Genomic DNA, 15585 nt, shown 5'->3' on the forward strand with positions numbered 1-15585 from the left:
TTAATGATTTGATAGATGAATTTCAGTTTATATTACTTTAGCTTCGCTATGTAAAAGATTAATCAACTCCTCAGTTTCCTCTGCCGGAACTAATTTAACCGCACCGCGAGGTGCAGGTGTTTCATATTTAGCAACTTTTGTTACTTCTTCAATTGAAACGGCATCTACAACAGCTAAAGGTTTGGTTCGTGCAGACATAATGCCGCGCATATTAGGAATTTTTGGTTCTGCAACCCCTTCAGCGCAACTTGCTATAAATTTACCGGAAACCGTTACCACTTCTTTTCCGCCTTCAATTTCTCTTTCAATTGTTGCAGTTGCTCCATCAAAATCTAATTTCTTAATGATTGAGATAGAAGGAATATCCAGAAACTCGCCAACCATTGCTGCAACCTGGTTACCATTATAGTCTATAGATTCGCGTCCGGTTAAGATAATGTCGAAATCTTTGTCTTTCGCATATTCAGCAATTTGTTTTGAAACAAAATAAGCATCTCTGGGTGCCGCATTTACCCTAACAGCATCGTCTGCACCAATAGCAAGGGCTTTTCTGATGGTTGGGTCGTTGCCCGCTTCGCCAACATTAATTACAGTTACAGTTCCTTTTCCGCCTTCTGTCAGTTCAATTGCCCTTGATAAAGCAATTTCATCGTAAGGGTTAACAATATATTGTACACCTGCGGTATTGAATTCGGTATTATCGTTGGTAAAAGTTATTTTTGTCGTTGTGTCGGGCACGTTACTGATACAAACTAATATTTTCATATAATTACGTTTTATATATAAGGTCTTTCTGCAAATTTAATTAAAAAAGCAAGGAATTAAAATGTCATCTACCCGTTTAAGTAAGTTATTAGAATTTTTAGAAAGTGATCCGAATGATCCCTTTATACTATATGCCTTAGCCACAGAGTATAACGCTCAAAATGATAAAGAAAAAGCTTATTCTTTTTACCTTCAGTTAACGGATAAACATCCGGATTATGTAGGCACTTATTATCATTTAGGGAAATTATATGAAAAAGACGAACAAAAAGAGAAAGCAATCGAAATTTATCAAAAGGGTATGGTGATGGCGAGAAACAAGCGGGATATGCATGCTTTGTCTGAACTTCAGGGTGCTTATAATTCTGCTGCCGGGTTAGATTATGAAGACGATTAAACCCCAAAACCCTTAAAGTAGTTTTCAGTCGGCAGTTTTCAGTTGACAATTTAGCAACTATACAATTTTATCAGTTAATCAATAATAACAATCTACCTCTAAATGCATACAAAACCGCTTTTGGTTAGAAAGCAATGGCTTTTTCTCAGAAATGTGATTTTTTTTACGTTTACTTCTTTTGGAGGTGCGCAAGCGCATTTAGCTTTGTTGTTGAAGTATTTTGTTCATAACACCAAATTTATTACAGAAGAAGAACTTTTAGAATTAAATGCCCTAGCACAGGTTTTACCCGGTCCGGCATCTACGCAAACCCTGGTTGGCATCGCCTGGAAAGTTGGTCGGCTCAGGCTGGCAATAATTACATTTTTAATCTGGATTTTACCAACAGCCGCCGTCATGACTTTTGCTGCGATTAGTTATGCAATGTTGGATCAAAAACAAAAGTTTAATGACATCCTGGAATACATTCAGCCGATTACACTGGGTATTGTTGCTTATGGTGCCTGGCAATTGGGGAAAAAAGTCTTGAAATCAGAGATATCATTTTTTTTAGCAATCGGTGCCGCTGTAGCTACATTCGTATTAAGAAATGCTTATGTATTTCCTTTGGCCATTTTAATAGGCGGAATGATATCTTCTGCAATTGAAACGCCAAAGGAAGAAGCCGATTTACGGGTAAAACTGTTTTCAAACATTAACCCAAGAAAAATGAGTTATTTTCTGGGTGCTCTACTATTGTTTGCCTTAGTAGGTACCATCATTAACAGAACTTCACCATTTAGTTTGCCAATTCGTTTACTGGAAAATTTTTATCGTAACGGAATTTTAGTTTTTGGTGGCGGCCAGGTTCTTGTCCCGTTAATGTTTACCGAATTTGTGCAAATGAAACACTACCTGCAGGTGCCGGAATTTTTATCTGGTTTTGCTATTCAACAAGCTTTACCTGGTCCTACATTCTCATTTACCAGTTTTCTTGGTGCCATAAGTATGAAAAACTTTGGTTATGGTACATGGGGTCAAATATTTGGAGGCTTGATTGGTGTAATTGGGATTAATTTACCAGGATTAATTTTAGTGCTTTTTATTGTTCCCTTTTGGGACGATTTAAAGAAAATATCAAGAATACGACACAGCCTTTCAGGAATTAATGCGGTAAGCGTTGGCTTTATAATCGCAGCCTTTATCCTTTTAATTATCCCAATGGGTTTTAACTGGCTTTTTATCGGTATAATGATGGTTACATTTCTTTTGCTTAATTATACAAAATTAAGTCCACCGCTTATCATTTTAGCGGGAATTTTAATCGGATACCTTTTTTGATGGAAGATGTATGATGGGAAATGTGTGACGGGAAATGGAAAGGTATCAAAGTCGTAGTCAATTCTAACTCTTGCACCATCCATATATCATTTCACATCTTACATAATTAAAAAGGTGGGTCTTCATCATTGTAGTCATCCATTTTAGATGGACGGATAATCACATTACTTTGTTTCTCAAAATCCTGAGATGGGTACATTCCGGCAGATGGATCAGCTGCAAATGAGGTAGGAGCGGTAAAATCTTCCTCCAAATCTGTAAACTTAACAAATTTACCAACGAACCTGAGCGGAACAATCCCGGTTTCACCATTACGGTGTTTTGCAATAATTACCTCGCCAATACCGGCTTGTGAGCGGCCTTGCTCATCTTCGGTAATACCATAATATTCAGGACGATAAAGGAACAATACCATATCCGCATCCTGCTCAATCGAACCCGATTCACGCAAATCGGATAACATTGGCCGTTTACCTTGTAAACCAGGTCGGCTCTCCACCGCACGACTTAACTGCGACAGTGCCAGAACCGGAACATCTAGCTCTTTAGCAACCGATTTTAATGCCCTTGAAATACTACCAATTTCCTGCTCACGGTTACCGCCACCTTTTCCATTTTCGCCTTTACCATGCATGAGCTGAAGGTAATCGACAATAACCAGTTGAATATCATATTGAGATTTAAGTCTTCTGCATTTTGCCCTGAATTCAAAAATATTCAGTGCCGGCGTATCATCAATCAGAAGCGGCGCTTCAGTTAAACGGCCAATTTTACTGTGTAATTGCTGCCATTCCCATTCCTGTAAATTTCCTTTTCTGATTTTCTCCTGTTCAATTTCAGCTTCGCCGGATATTAAACGATTCACCAGTTGGACAGAAGACATCTCTAAAGAGAAAACAACTGTAGGTTTCTGGAAATCTACTGTTGCATTTCTTGCACAGGTTAAAACGAATGCGGTTTTACCCATTGCCGGACGAGCAGCAATAATAACCAAATCCTGTTTTTGCCAGCCGCCTGTAATCCGGTCTAAGCCGGTAAAACCCGTCGGAACACCAGTTAAACCATCGGTTTTAGTTCTTAATTCTTCCAGCGTAGCTAAAGATTGTTTGATGATATCATCCATCTTCTGCGTATCCCTGCGAAGGTTATTTTGAGCAATATCGAATAAACCTTTCTCTGCATGATCCAATAAATCGAAGATGTCAGTTGTATCTTCGTAAGCATTGGTAATAATGTCGGTAGAAATTCTGATTAATTCCCGTTGTATGTATTTTTGTGAGATGATACGGGCATGGTACTCAATATTGGCCGCAGAAGCTACACGATTTGTCAGGTTAGTAATGTAGTAAGCGCCGCCGACCATTTCTAATGTGCCTTGCTGACGTAACTCAGAAGTTACCGTTAATATATCAACAGGTTTTGATTTTTCGAACAGCATATGAATGGCTGCAAAAATCTTCTGGTGTGACTCCTGATAGAAAATTTCGGGTTTTAATATATCGATAACAGCAGATAGGGCATCTTTTTCCAGCATCAGTGCACCTAAAACAGCTTCCTCCAGATCTAATGCCTGAGGTGGCAACTTACCCATTGAACTTACAGTATTTGTCAATCTTGCTTTCCGGGATATAATGTTGCCTTTTCCGCCTTGTTCGTTTTCGATACTCATAATACAAAAGTAGTTAAAAGTTGGGCCGATTGTTTTAACAAGTTTTAAGTTGTTGTTAACAAATTGAACCAGAAATAATTTAAAATTTCAGGCTTTTAAGAAATCTTAAAAATTTTTAAACAATTAAATGTTAATAAGAGCAATATACATTAGCGGCTAAACATTTATTTGAATACTTTTGCCTTACAATTTTTGACATGGATAATTTTAGAAGACCACAACGCGTAAAAGAAAATAATGAATTTGTATTTGGCATCAGAGCGGTTATCGAAGCGATAAAAGCAGGAAGAGATATCGAAACAATTTATGTGCAAAGAGGCTTGGGTGGCGATTTATTTCTGGAATTAAAAGCTTTACTGGCGGGTACGTTAATTCCTTTAAATTCAGTTCCGGTTGAGAAACTGAACCGAATGTCTCAAAAAAACCATCAGGGTGTTATCGCTGTAATTTCACCAATAACCTATCAAAATATTGAAGATATTATTCCTGCAGTTTTTGAAAAGGGAGAGGTGCCATTGATTTTAGTTTTAGACAGTGTTACGGACGTCCGGAATATGGGTGCAATTGCACGTACTGCTGCTTGTGTGGGTGTACACGCGATTGTGGTTCCATTAAAAAATGCGGCACAGATTAACGCAGACGCGATAAAAACATCAGCAGGTGCGCTTTTTAACATTCCAATTTGCAGACATTCAAACCTTAACAAAACTTGTCTTTTTCTTCAGGAAAGCGGCTTGCAAATCGTTGCCTGTACAGAAAAAACCAATGACTTTATTTATGCGCCGGATTATACAATGCCAACTGCAATTGTTATGGGTTCAGAAGATGAAGGTATTTCAAATGAACTTTTAAGGGTTGCTGATCATCTGGCAAAAATCCCGATGGCCGGTAAAATTGAGTCGCTTAATGTATCGGTTGCCGCAGGTGTTATTTTGTATGAAGCCATCAGGCAGAGAGCAGTTTAATGAGTAGGTAAGATGTAAAATGGGAGATGGGTAATGTATGATGTAAAATGGAATATGGAAAATGTATGATGGGAGATGTCGAGAACTATGCTACATCATCCATCATACATCTCACATTATCCATTATTATATGAACTTGTTTCCAAATCTTGATTTTACCTCGGCAACAAATTCCTTAACCCTTTGTTCTTCGTCGCGGGGACAAATTAAAAGCATATTGTTATTTTCGACCACGATAAAATCATGTAAACCGTTTAAAATAACCAACTTATCTTTGGGTACATTAACCATACAATTAGATGAATCGAACATAATCACTTGTTCAGATGGGATAACGGCATTACCAACGTAATCCTTTTCAGTCATTTCATAGATAGAAGCCCAGGTTCCTAAATCAGACCAACCAAAATCAGCAGGTAAAACATATACGTTATTTGCTTTCTCCATTATTCCGAAATCGATTGAAATATTCGTACATTGGAAATAGGCATTGTTTATAAAAGCCTTTTCACGATTGGTATTTAAATCGTTTTTGCCGGAATTGAATATTTCATACATATCTGGCAAATGCTTCTGAAAAGCTTTCAAAATTGCCTTTGCCGACCAGATAAAAATACCTGCATTCCACAAGAAGTCGCCACTTTGAATGAATGACTTTGCAAGCTCTAAATTTGGTTTTTCGGTGAATGTTTTAACCTTATGTAAATCTTTGTCGGTATTAAGTACATGATCGGTGTGCTGGATATAGCCATAGCCGGTATCCGGACGATTAGGTTTAATACCCAGGGTTACCAGGCAATCATTTTCAGAAGCAGCTTTTAAAGCTTGCTCGATTGAAGTATTAAATCCTGGTAAATCTGCTATCGTATGGTCAGACGGTGCAACAACAATTGTAGCATCAGGATTTAGTTCAGTAATTTTCATGCAACCATAAGCAATACAAGGAGCGGTGTTTCTTAAAAGCGGCTCTGCTAATATTTGATTATCTGTTATATCAGGAATTTGATTTTTAATCAAATCTGAATAAATCTCATTTGTAACTATAAAAATATTCTCCGGCGGGCATATGGAAAGAAAACGTTCGTAAGTACTTTGTATTAATGTTTTACCAACGCCAAAGAAATCTATAAATTGTTTAGGATGTTCTGTACGGCTAACCGGCCAAAAGCGGCTTCCAACGCCGCCGGCCATAATTAAAGCATAAAAGTCTTTATTCATTTTTAAATTTAAATTTACACAATACCTTCATTTAAAAGATCGTGTAAGTGGATGATGCCAAAATAGGTATTTTTGTCTAAAACCAATAGTTGTGTTATGTTATTTTTTCTAATCAAGTCAAGTGCGTCAACAGCAAGCGCATTACGTTGAATACTTTTAGGCGATTTGCCCATAATATCTTCAGCCTTTAAAGCTGCAATGTTAGCATTATTTTCCAACATCCTTCTAATGTCTCCGTCGGTAACTACACCTAAAACTTCATTTTTATTATCAATAACAGCAACGGCACCCAAACGGTTTTTACTGATTTCGATTAAGACTTCTTTTACAGAAGCAGATGGACTTATGGAAGGTTTTTCGTTGGATAAAGCCAGGTCGCCGGCTTTTAAATAAAGTTTTTTACCCAGGGAACCTCCCGGATGATATTTTGCGAAATCACGCTCATTAAATTCCCGGCTTTCCAGTAAGCATATGGCCAAAGCATCGCCCAGGGCAAGCTGAGCTGTTGTACTGGTTGTAGGCGCCAGATTATGCGGGCAGGCTTCCTTCTCAACTGAAGTGTTTAATATTAAGTCTGCCTGCTGGCCCAAAAAGGAATTTGTTTCTCCGACCATGGCGACCAATTTATTTCCTGCAGTTTTTAGTAATGGAATAAGCACTTTAATTTCCGGTGTATTACCGCTTTTTGACAGGCAGATGATAACATCATTAACCTGTATCATACCCAAATCACCGTGAATGGCATCTGCTGCATGCATAAATATCGCAGGTGTGCCTGTTGAATTAAATGTTGCAACAATCTTTTGTGCAATGATAGCACTTTTCCCGATTCCTGTTACAATGACGCGACCATTGCACTGTAAAATGGTTGATACCGCGCTTTCAAAATCAGCATTAAGGTTTTTTGCAACATTTAAAATTGCTGCTGCCTCAAGCTCTAATGTGCTTATAGCGGAATGAATAATTGATTTTTTACTTTTCAAAGAGAAAAAAATTGTTTGTTAATACTTGAATTTGTTGTAAAATTATGTTATTTTGGATAGAAAAATAGCATCGCATATTTTATTACACAAAATGGACGTGAAAAAGTCGTTATTTGATAACCTGCAAAATTTCTTCGGGTTTGATAATTTCAAAGGTGATCAGGAGTCGATCATTACAAATATTTTAGAAGGCAATAATACTTTCGTTATTATGCCAACGGGTGGAGGGAAGTCTATTTGCTATCAATTACCCGCTTTAATGAGTGAAGGGACAGCAATTGTTATTTCTCCATTGATTGCTTTAATGAAAAACCAGGTGGACCAATTAAGGGCATTTGGTGGAAATGACAGCATTGCTCATTTTCTTAATTCATCCCTGAATAAATCGGAAATTACTCAAGTTAAATCTGATCTTTTAAGTGGACAGACGAAGTTATTATACGTTGCGCCCGAATCCCTGGCAAAGCAAGATAACATTGAGTTTCTGAATCTTATAAAAATTTCTTTTGTTGCTGTTGATGAGGCACACTGTATTTCGGAATGGGGACACGATTTCAGACCGGAATACCGCAAGATAAAACAAGTTATCGCTGGTTTAGGAAATAACATTCCTATTATTGCTTTAACGGCCACTGCAACGCCAAAGGTTCAGCAGGATATTATGAAGAACCTTGGTATGACCGAGGCTACTTTGTTTAAATCATCCTTTAACAGGCCAAATTTATTTTATGAAATCCGCCCGAAAAGGGATATTAAGAAAGAAATTATAAAGTACATCAAATCTAATCCTGGAAAATCAGGGATTATTTACTGCCTGAGTCGTAAAAAGGTGGAAGAGGTTGCAGAGGCATTGAACTTAAATGGCATCAGTGCGCTGCCTTATCATGCAGGTTTGGAACCAAAAATCAGGGCCGAAACACAGGATAAATTTTTAATGGAAGATGCCGAGGTGATTGTTGCGACAATTGCATTTGGTATGGGCATTGACAAACCCGATGTTCGTTTCGTTATCCATCATGATGTACCAAAAAGCATGGAGGGCTACTATCAGGAAACCGGCAGGGCCGGCAGAGATGGGGGTGAAGGTGTTTGTATTGCTTTTTATTCGCAAAAAGATGTAGATAAGCTGGCTAAGTTTATGAAGGATAAACCGGTTTCAGAACGTGAAATTGGTACGCAGATATTAAAAGAAGTGATTGATTACGCAGAATCAGGTGTTTGTCGCCGTAAGCAGATTCTGCACTATTTCGGAGAAAACTTCAATGAAACAGGTTGCAATTGCATGTGTGATAATTGCAAGAAACCTAAAAAACAATTTGATGCTGAAGTACAATTATCAACTTTGTTGAAGTTTATCGAAAAAACAGAAGAAAAATTTGATGATGCCCATTTATTAAATGTGTTTCTTGGTCTGGAAACAGCCCAAACCATTGCTTACGAACATAGCAAAGTTCCTGAATTTGGAATTGGTAAAGAAGAAGGAGAATTACTCTGGAAATCAGTTATCCGACAGGCTGTTTTAAATAATTATTTATTTAAGGATATTGATAATTATGGCTTGCTGAAATTAACGAAGCAGGGCAGGGATTTTATTGTTAATCCATACAGCTTGAAGTTTATATTAAATGAGCCGATTGGAGATGGGGTAGAAGATGACGAAGATGACGCGAAACATGGTACCGGTGCTTTAGACACACATTTACTTCAGTTGCTGAAAGATTTACGTAAAAAGATCGCCAAGCAAAAAAGTGTTCCGCCATTTGTAGTATTCCAGGATCCTTCTTTAGAGGAAATGTGTACGCATTATCCGATTACCATGGAAGAACTTCGTCAGATTTCTGGTGTGGGTTCGGGCAAGGCAATGAAATTCGGAACCCCATTTATCGAGCTGATTAAAAAATATGTTGAGGATAACGACATCGAGCGCCCGATTGACTTGATTATCAAAACGCAGGCCAACAAATCGCAGATGAAAGTTTCCATCATTCAAAATATCGACAGGCAAATTGGTTTAGAAGATATTGCAGATTCGAAGGGCATTACTTACGAAGAGATTTTAAAAGAGGTAGAGTCGATTGTGAACTCCGGAACAAAGCTGAATCTAAATTATTTCATCGATGAAGTAATTGATGATGATAGACAAGATGAGGTTTTCGATTATTTCAGAGCTGCCGAAAGTGATTCTATCGATGATGCCCTGAACGAACTTGGCGAAACCGATTATACCCGCGAGGAAATCCAATTGATGAGAATTAAATTTATGTCAGAACTAGGAAACTAGGGTTTGATGTAAGATGGTAAATGGAAGATGGATAATGGGTTTAACAACTCGCATTATCGGGTTCCATTTACCATCATCCGTTATCCATCATCCATTTTACATAACCCATTTTACATGCTTAACTATTTAGATAAAATTAAAAATACAGAATCGGGAAATTTCTTTTTAATGGCTGGTCCATGCGCAATTGAGGGTGAAGATATTGCCATGCGTATCGCCGAAAAGATTATCACGATTACAGATAAACTTCAAATTCCATATATTTTCAAAGGTTCTTATCGTAAGGCAAACAGAAGCAAAGGCAGTTCTTTTACCGGAATTGGTGATGAAAAAGCATTACGGATTCTGGAACGTGTTGGTCGTGAATTCGGTGTACCAACAGTAACTGATATTCATGAAAGCGGAGAAGCTGCAATGGCCGCTGCTTATGTGGATGTATTACAAATTCCGGCTTTCCTTTGTCGCCAGACTGATTTATTAATCGCAGCAGCTGAAACCGGTAAAGTGGTTAACGTGAAAAAAGGTCAGTTTTTATCGGCCGGTTCTATGAAATTTGCCGTTGAAAAAATTAAAGAGGCCGGCAACGATAAAGTAATCCTAACGGACAGGGGAAATACGTTTGGTTACCAGGATTTAATTGTTGATTATCGCGGTTTGCCTGAAATGCAAAGTTTTGGTGTTCCGGTAGTGATGGATTGTACCCATTCCCTGCAACAGCCTAATCAGAGCAGCGGTGTAACCGGTGGTAAACCTGAATTGATCTCAACCATTGCAAAAGCTGCAATAGCCGTTGGCGCCGATGGTTTATTCATTGAAACCCATCCAGACCCTGCGAATGCAAAATCGGATGGCGCCAATATGTTGCACCTGGATTTATTGGAAGAAACGTTAGTGAAGTTAATACGTATTAGACAGGCGATTATATAATGGCTTTAGATAATGGGGTTTTTCTTACGGCAGAATGGCGCAAGCTCGCATTGGCACAATATGCGGTAAGTAAAGAAATACTTTTAAAATACCTTCCTCCCAATACCGAATTAGATGATTGGCAAGGGAAATATTATGTAAGCTTAGTCGGTTTCATGTTTATGAATGTGAAATTAAGAGGTTTTAATATTCCATTTCACAGGAATTTTGAAGAAGTTAATTTAAGGTTTTATGTAAAATACAATGAAAATGGCATATGGAAAAGAGGCGCTGTTTTTATCAGTGAAATTGTACCATTACCAGCAATAACTTTTGTTGCGAATACGGTTTATAAAGAAAATTACCAAACACGACCAATGAAACATGTTTGGATAGAGCAGGCACATCACCTTAAGGTAGATTACCTTTGGAAGAAAAAAAAATGGCACAAATTTTCTGTTATAGCATCATCAAAAGCGGAAGAAATTCCGTTTGGGAGTGAGGAAGAATTCATCACTGAACATTATTGGGGCTATACCAAAATCGGACCAAATAGAACATCTGAATATGGTGTAGAACACCCTCGCTGGAAAGTTTATCCAATTAAAGATTATAAAATTGAAGTTGATTTTGATGTTAACTATGGAAGTGATTTTGCTTTTTTAAATAATACTAAGCCAGATTCGATAATACTTGCAGAGGGGTCTGAAATAAGGGTGTTGAAAGGGAAAAAGTTTTAGGTAGATGCTTTCTTTAATTAAAACAAGACACAGTAACGCTGTCAGCCTGATTTTATCGAAGGCCTATAATAAATGTACTTCGACAGTTTCAGCATTGACAAAACCTGCTAATTATATCCTGTGATAATCGCTCCGCCAGTTTTTAACCGCTTTTTTAATTTCATCCGGAGATAAATTCTCTGCAATGGTTTTATCAACCAAAGCAACAAACTCTTCATCACTTGCGAAACGTAATGCTAAGGTCTGGCCCATTCTCAAATCAGTTGGGAAAGCTTTTCCGGTTAAGATGAAATAACGTAATTTCTCTTCAGCACGTGCTGCCCTGTCTTGCGCCTTTAATGCAAACATCCTCGCCATTACTGCTACAATTCCAATCAGAAAGAATGCCAATACAATTAATCCTGTAATTATGGTTGGAATAGCAACATAAGAATAGATGGCCAAGCCTAATCCCAATACCGTAACCGGGATGGTAAAGAAATGGAAAAGCGGATAATACCTTTTATGGTTTGTGTACTGTTGAGACATATTATATTTTAGTGATTATGAATGAGGTTCTGCGGTTATTTTTTCGGCCGGTTTCGGTTTTATTATCTGCGATTGGCTTACTTGCACCAAAGCCTTTAAAGGTAAGTCTTTTTACGTCAATATCGTTTTTTAACAGGTATTCATAAACGGCATTTGCTCTGTTGAAAGATAATTTTTCATTTAGCTTAGCATCGCCCACATTATCTGTATGACCTTGAATTTCGATGTTTACACTTAAATTTTGATTTAGGAAATCGATTAATAAATCTAATTCTCTAATTGATGCCGGCAACAAATTGTATTTATTGGTATCGAAAAAAATATTTCTAAGGGTTACATTCCCACCTTGCTTAATTTTTTCGATATAAACTTCAATTTGATAAGGCTTGTTAATATCGCCGGCCTTTAATTCAAAATTCTCTGAATAAAATAAATATCCTTCAGCATTAACATTGAAGAGGTAATCACTACCTATAGGCATTACCGCTAAAAATTGCCCGGTTTCAGGATCAGTATAGTCGTCGAAAACAGTTTTATTTGATTTTAAATCAATAACCTGAACGTTACTTTCTATGGTTTTCCTGGTATCCTTATCTCGAACGATTCCTTTTACATATGATACTTTAAATGGTTTTGCTGTTTCTGGTATTCCGAAACTATAAATGTCTTGTCCGCCGAAGCCATCTTTTAAATTAGAAGAAAACATTCCGAGATTTCCATCAGCGCTAACAATTAAACCACTTTCATCATCAAATGAATTTATAGGATAGCCTATATTAACCGGTTTTTGAAATTTGCCGGCATCATCCATTTGGCTGTAGAAAATATCCTTATTGCCGAAGCCTGGCCAGCCGTCGGAAGAAAAGTATAGTGTTTTTCCGTCAGCGTGAAGAAACGGTGTATTTTCGTCGTAAACTGTATTTATTTCAGGACCCAGATTTGTCGCCGGTCCCCATTTTGCATCATCGGTAATGGTGCTTTTCCAAATATCATAACCACCAAAACCGCCCGGACGATTACTAATAAAATATAATGTCCTACCGTCAGGGCTAATTGCAGGCTGCGATTCCCAGTATTCAGAATTGACAGGCTTGCCAACATTGTACGGCTCACCCCAATCTTTTCCCTCCCGGTGCGAAACGTAAATGTCGCAGCGGCCTAATCCATCGGGCCGATTACAGCCGGTGAAAAAAAGATATTTTCCATCGGGAGAAATGGTTTGTGCACCCTCATTATATTTGGTTGTATTAATTTTGGCAGATAGTGGTGTAGCTAGATTCCAAGAATTGTTTTTAAACTGAGCGGTCCAGAAATCTTCATTTCCGTTTACCTGACGTGTAAAAACTAAGGTTTCACCGTCAGCGGTTAATGCAGGAAAATATTCAGCACTGTTTGTATTTACGCCGTTTCCGAGATTGGTTGGTTTGTACTTTACAGGTTTTTTTATACCAAGCGAAGCGAAATCACAATCAAGCAAATATTTTTTCGCCCGCTTTGCACGGTCAGATGAACTATCTAATGACAAGAATTCATTAAAATGTTGCTTGGCGCTGTCATATTCCTGTGTTGCAAATTCCATTTCTGACAAGCCGTAAATAACTTCAGGTGACACATTTTTGTTGATAAGAATTGCTTTCCGATAAGCCGTTTTCGAATCGGCATATTTTTTCTCAGCCTTATACACGCCGGCAAGTAACAGGTACGCATTTTGAAATAACGGGTCGGCCTCAACAGCACTTTCTAGAGCCTGCTCAGCGGATACATAATCTAATTTTTGAATATATGGGCCTGCTTTTTCGAAAAAGGTTTGTGCTTTTCTATTTAAAGAACCTTGAGCATAACAAAAACTGCCTGATATGCTAAGGAATAAGAGAAGCCAGTATTTCATTACATTAACATTTGTTTAGCAAAGCTAATGTAATCTATTTACGGAATATTTAAAAATTTGTGCGTTTGTAATGAAATCTCCCATTTTGGGTTGGCCATAACGTACTCAATTATCATTGGTGTAATTTCCTTTGATTTTGACCATTCTGGTTGAAGATATAATTTGCAGGCAGGTGATACCATTGCAGCGTACTCTTCCGCCCATTTAAAATCACTTTTATTGAACACAATAACTTTTAATTCGTGTGCAAAAGGCGTGATATCTGGTCTTGGCGCTTTAAATTTCTTTGGTGATAAACAAATCCAATCCCAGTTTCCGGAAAGGGGATAAGCGCCAGAGGTTTCTATAAAAGTTAAAATTCCCCTGTCTTTAAGTTTGTTGGTTAAATAATCGAGGTTATAAATTAAAGGTTCACCGCCTGTTATAACGACGGCTTTACCGGGAAATTTATCTGCATTTTCTACAATAACATCTGCAGGTGTTAACGGGTGCATTTCTGCATCCCAGCTTTCTTTAACGTCGCACCAATGGCAACCTACATCACAGCCGCCCAAGCGAATAAAATAAGCTGCTTTTCCGGTGTTAAATCCTTCACCTTGTATTGTGTAGAATTCTTCCATTAAAGGAAGCAATGTGCCATCTTCTGGTATATCTTGTTTCATTTTTGAGGATGCAAATATCTTAAAAAAATATGGTGTAGCAGTTCCACTTTCAAAAATTAATGCAAAGATGAAATAACACTGATATTTAAATCCTTATTTTAGCGGTATGAAGTGGTTTAAGGCACTAAATAAAGTTCAAATACCAGCCCATGCTTCAATTAAAACAATTGAAGTAAACGGGAAACAGCTTTGCATCATCAATCATGAGGATAAAATTATCGCTACACAATCGTATTGTCCACATGCCGGTGGCCATCTTTCCGGCGGATGGTGTAAAAACGGTCATCTGATTTGTCCGGTACACCGCTATGCCTACAATTTAGAAACCGGAAGAGGAGCAGATGGGCAGGGCGATTACATTAATATTTACCCAACTGAACTGCGGGACGATGGATTGTATGTTGGTTTTGAAGAAAGCTGGTGGAGCAAGCTTTGGAGCTGAAAGCGCAAAGGATAAGGCGTAATGAATAAGGATTTCGGAGCCTATATTGTTTATCCTTATATTTTCATCTCAGCGATCATCTTTATTCTTTGTTCATTCATCCTTTCTCTTTAATCAAATGCTTCTTGAAAAACGCCTGACAATTCAAAACCTCCATATCAGCGAAATAAAAATCTTCTACATCTTCTGTGATGATGCATTTACAATCAACAGTTTCAGCAGCGTAATATTCTAAACCATCTTCAAAATCATGAATTGATTTATTCGATAAAGTATCAAAAACGTTCTTTGGTGAATTTCCGGCAATTTTAATGTGCTGACAAAGTAAATCTATTTTTTGTTTTGCCAATTGAGCTTTATGTTTTTTTTCTGCAAAGTAAAAAGCGATGGCTAAACAAAGCGGCGAGGTATATATTTCAAATTTTGGATGAGATGCCAGGCTTAGAATTCTCGAAGAATAAGGAAATAAAGGGTATTCCTTATTCAAAACAGAAACGAGCACATTGGCATCCAGAAATATCTTCATTAATTACTTTTTAGAAGAAAAGAATTCATCTTTAGATGTTTTACGAGATTTTTTTGGCGTTTTTTTATATTCTACTTCACCTTCAGCAACCATGCTTACCCAATCAGAAATAGGGTAATCTTCTAAAGATTTGTAATTGCTTGCTGTAACCTGAGTTAGTAAATGCTCAATTAAACGCGATAAACTGATGTTATTATCAGCAGCGAATTTTTTAGCCTTAGCTACCACATCCTGATTAAAACTTAAAGTTAGTTTCGCATCCATAACATTCTATTTATAAACAAATATAATTATT

At 37.5% G+C, this 15585-nt stretch carries 16 protein-coding genes; 7 read left to right on the forward strand and 9 right to left on the reverse strand.

Annotation, left to right across the window (positions count from 1 at the left end; translation table 11 throughout):
- Positions 1 to 27: 27 nt before the first annotated feature.
- Entirely contained in the window at positions 28 to 765 is a 738-nt protein-coding gene (locus O0931_RS05105) for an electron transfer flavoprotein subunit beta/FixA family protein (RefSeq protein WP_269414472.1), read from the reverse strand.
- Positions 766 to 826: 61 nt separating this feature from the next.
- Between O0931_RS05105 and O0931_RS05110 the strand changes: the two genes are divergently transcribed.
- Positions 827 to 1162: a tetratricopeptide repeat protein gene (locus O0931_RS05110; RefSeq protein WP_269414473.1), complete on the forward strand. Its 336-nt coding sequence runs from the start codon at positions 827 to 829 to the stop codon at positions 1160 to 1162.
- Between the two features lie 102 nt (positions 1163 to 1264).
- Entirely contained in the window at positions 1265 to 2482 is a 1218-nt protein-coding gene (gene chrA / locus O0931_RS05115) for a chromate efflux transporter (protein ID WP_269414474.1), read from the forward strand.
- Positions 2483 to 2588: 106 nt separating this feature from the next.
- Here chrA and dnaB read toward each other — a convergent pair whose 3' ends face one another.
- Positions 2589 to 4151 carry a replicative DNA helicase gene (gene dnaB, locus O0931_RS05120; RefSeq protein WP_269414475.1) on the reverse strand — a complete coding sequence of 521 codons (1563 nt, stop codon included), beginning with the start codon at positions 4149 to 4151 and terminating at the stop codon, positions 2589 to 2591.
- 197 nt (positions 4152 to 4348) lie between these two features.
- Between dnaB and rlmB the strand changes: the two genes are divergently transcribed.
- The gene (gene rlmB, locus O0931_RS05125) at positions 4349 to 5116 is read left to right on the forward strand and encodes a 23S rRNA (guanosine(2251)-2'-O)-methyltransferase RlmB (protein WP_269414476.1); all 768 of its coding nucleotides are present in this window, start codon (positions 4349 to 4351) and stop codon (positions 5114 to 5116) included.
- A gap of 126 nt (positions 5117 to 5242) precedes the next feature.
- Here the strand turns inward: rlmB and O0931_RS05130 are convergent, their stop codons facing one another.
- Together O0931_RS05130 and O0931_RS05135 are read right to left on the reverse strand one after the other, a co-directional pair.
- Positions 5243 to 6334 carry a mannose-1-phosphate guanylyltransferase gene (locus O0931_RS05130; protein WP_269414477.1) on the reverse strand — a complete coding sequence of 364 codons (1092 nt, stop codon included), beginning with the start codon at positions 6332 to 6334 and terminating at the stop codon, positions 5243 to 5245.
- Between the two features lie 14 nt (positions 6335 to 6348).
- Positions 6349 to 7317: a KpsF/GutQ family sugar-phosphate isomerase gene (locus tag O0931_RS05135; RefSeq protein ID WP_269414478.1), complete on the reverse strand. Its 969-nt coding sequence runs from the start codon at positions 7315 to 7317 to the stop codon at positions 6349 to 6351.
- Between the two features lie 91 nt (positions 7318 to 7408).
- On the opposite strand from O0931_RS05135, the gene recQ reads away from it, so the two are divergent.
- The 3 genes from recQ to O0931_RS05150 all read left to right on the forward strand — a co-directional run bounded on the left by recQ (position 7409) and on the right by O0931_RS05150 (position 11244).
- A complete protein-coding gene (gene recQ / locus O0931_RS05140; RefSeq protein ID WP_269414561.1) occupies positions 7409 to 9598 on the forward strand; it encodes a DNA helicase RecQ in 2190 nt (729 codons plus the stop codon).
- A 114-nt stretch (positions 9599 to 9712) separates the two neighbouring features.
- Positions 9713 to 10525 (forward strand): 3-deoxy-8-phosphooctulonate synthase, encoded by an 813-nt coding sequence (gene kdsA / locus O0931_RS05145; RefSeq protein WP_269414479.1) that lies wholly within the window; start codon positions 9713 to 9715, stop codon positions 10523 to 10525.
- Complete coding sequence (locus tag O0931_RS05150) at positions 10525 to 11244, forward strand: YqjF family protein (RefSeq protein WP_269414480.1); 720 nt, start codon at positions 10525 to 10527, stop codon at positions 11242 to 11244. The genes kdsA and O0931_RS05150 overlap by 1 nt, the downstream gene beginning before the upstream one ends.
- A gap of 111 nt (positions 11245 to 11355) precedes the next feature.
- Here the strand turns inward: O0931_RS05150 and O0931_RS05155 are convergent, their stop codons facing one another.
- The 3 genes from O0931_RS05155 to O0931_RS05165 are packed head-to-tail and all read right to left on the reverse strand — an operon-like array spanning position 11356 to position 14322.
- Positions 11356 to 11772, reverse strand: coding sequence for a DUF6526 family protein (locus O0931_RS05155; RefSeq protein WP_269414481.1), 417 nt, complete (start codon positions 11770 to 11772; stop codon positions 11356 to 11358).
- Between the two features lies 1 nt (position 11773).
- Positions 11774 to 13660, reverse strand: a complete 1887-nt coding sequence (locus O0931_RS05160; protein ID WP_269414482.1) for an OmpA family protein — start codon at positions 13658 to 13660, stop codon at positions 11774 to 11776.
- A gap of 38 nt (positions 13661 to 13698) precedes the next feature.
- On the reverse strand, positions 13699 to 14322 hold the full coding sequence (locus tag O0931_RS05165; RefSeq protein ID WP_269414483.1) for a 7-carboxy-7-deazaguanine synthase QueE: 624 nt from the start codon (positions 14320 to 14322) through the stop codon (positions 13699 to 13701).
- Between the two features lie 106 nt (positions 14323 to 14428).
- Between O0931_RS05165 and O0931_RS05170 the strand changes: the two genes are divergently transcribed.
- Positions 14429 to 14764 (forward strand): Rieske (2Fe-2S) protein, encoded by a 336-nt coding sequence (locus O0931_RS05170; protein WP_269414484.1) that lies wholly within the window; start codon positions 14429 to 14431, stop codon positions 14762 to 14764.
- A 97-nt stretch (positions 14765 to 14861) separates the two neighbouring features.
- On the opposite strand, the gene O0931_RS05175 is transcribed toward O0931_RS05170, so the two are convergent.
- Positions 14862 to 15290 (reverse strand): PIN domain-containing protein, encoded by a 429-nt coding sequence (locus O0931_RS05175; protein WP_269414485.1) that lies wholly within the window; start codon positions 15288 to 15290, stop codon positions 14862 to 14864.
- A 3-nt stretch (positions 15291 to 15293) separates the two neighbouring features.
- A complete protein-coding gene (locus O0931_RS05180; RefSeq protein ID WP_269414486.1) occupies positions 15294 to 15554 on the reverse strand; it encodes a DUF6364 family protein in 261 nt (86 codons plus the stop codon).
- Between the last annotated feature and the right edge of the window lie 31 nt (positions 15555 to 15585).

The organism is Pedobacter rhodius, assembly GCF_027213645.1.
Lineage (GTDB): Bacteria > Bacteroidota > Bacteroidia > Sphingobacteriales > Sphingobacteriaceae > Pedobacter > Pedobacter rhodius.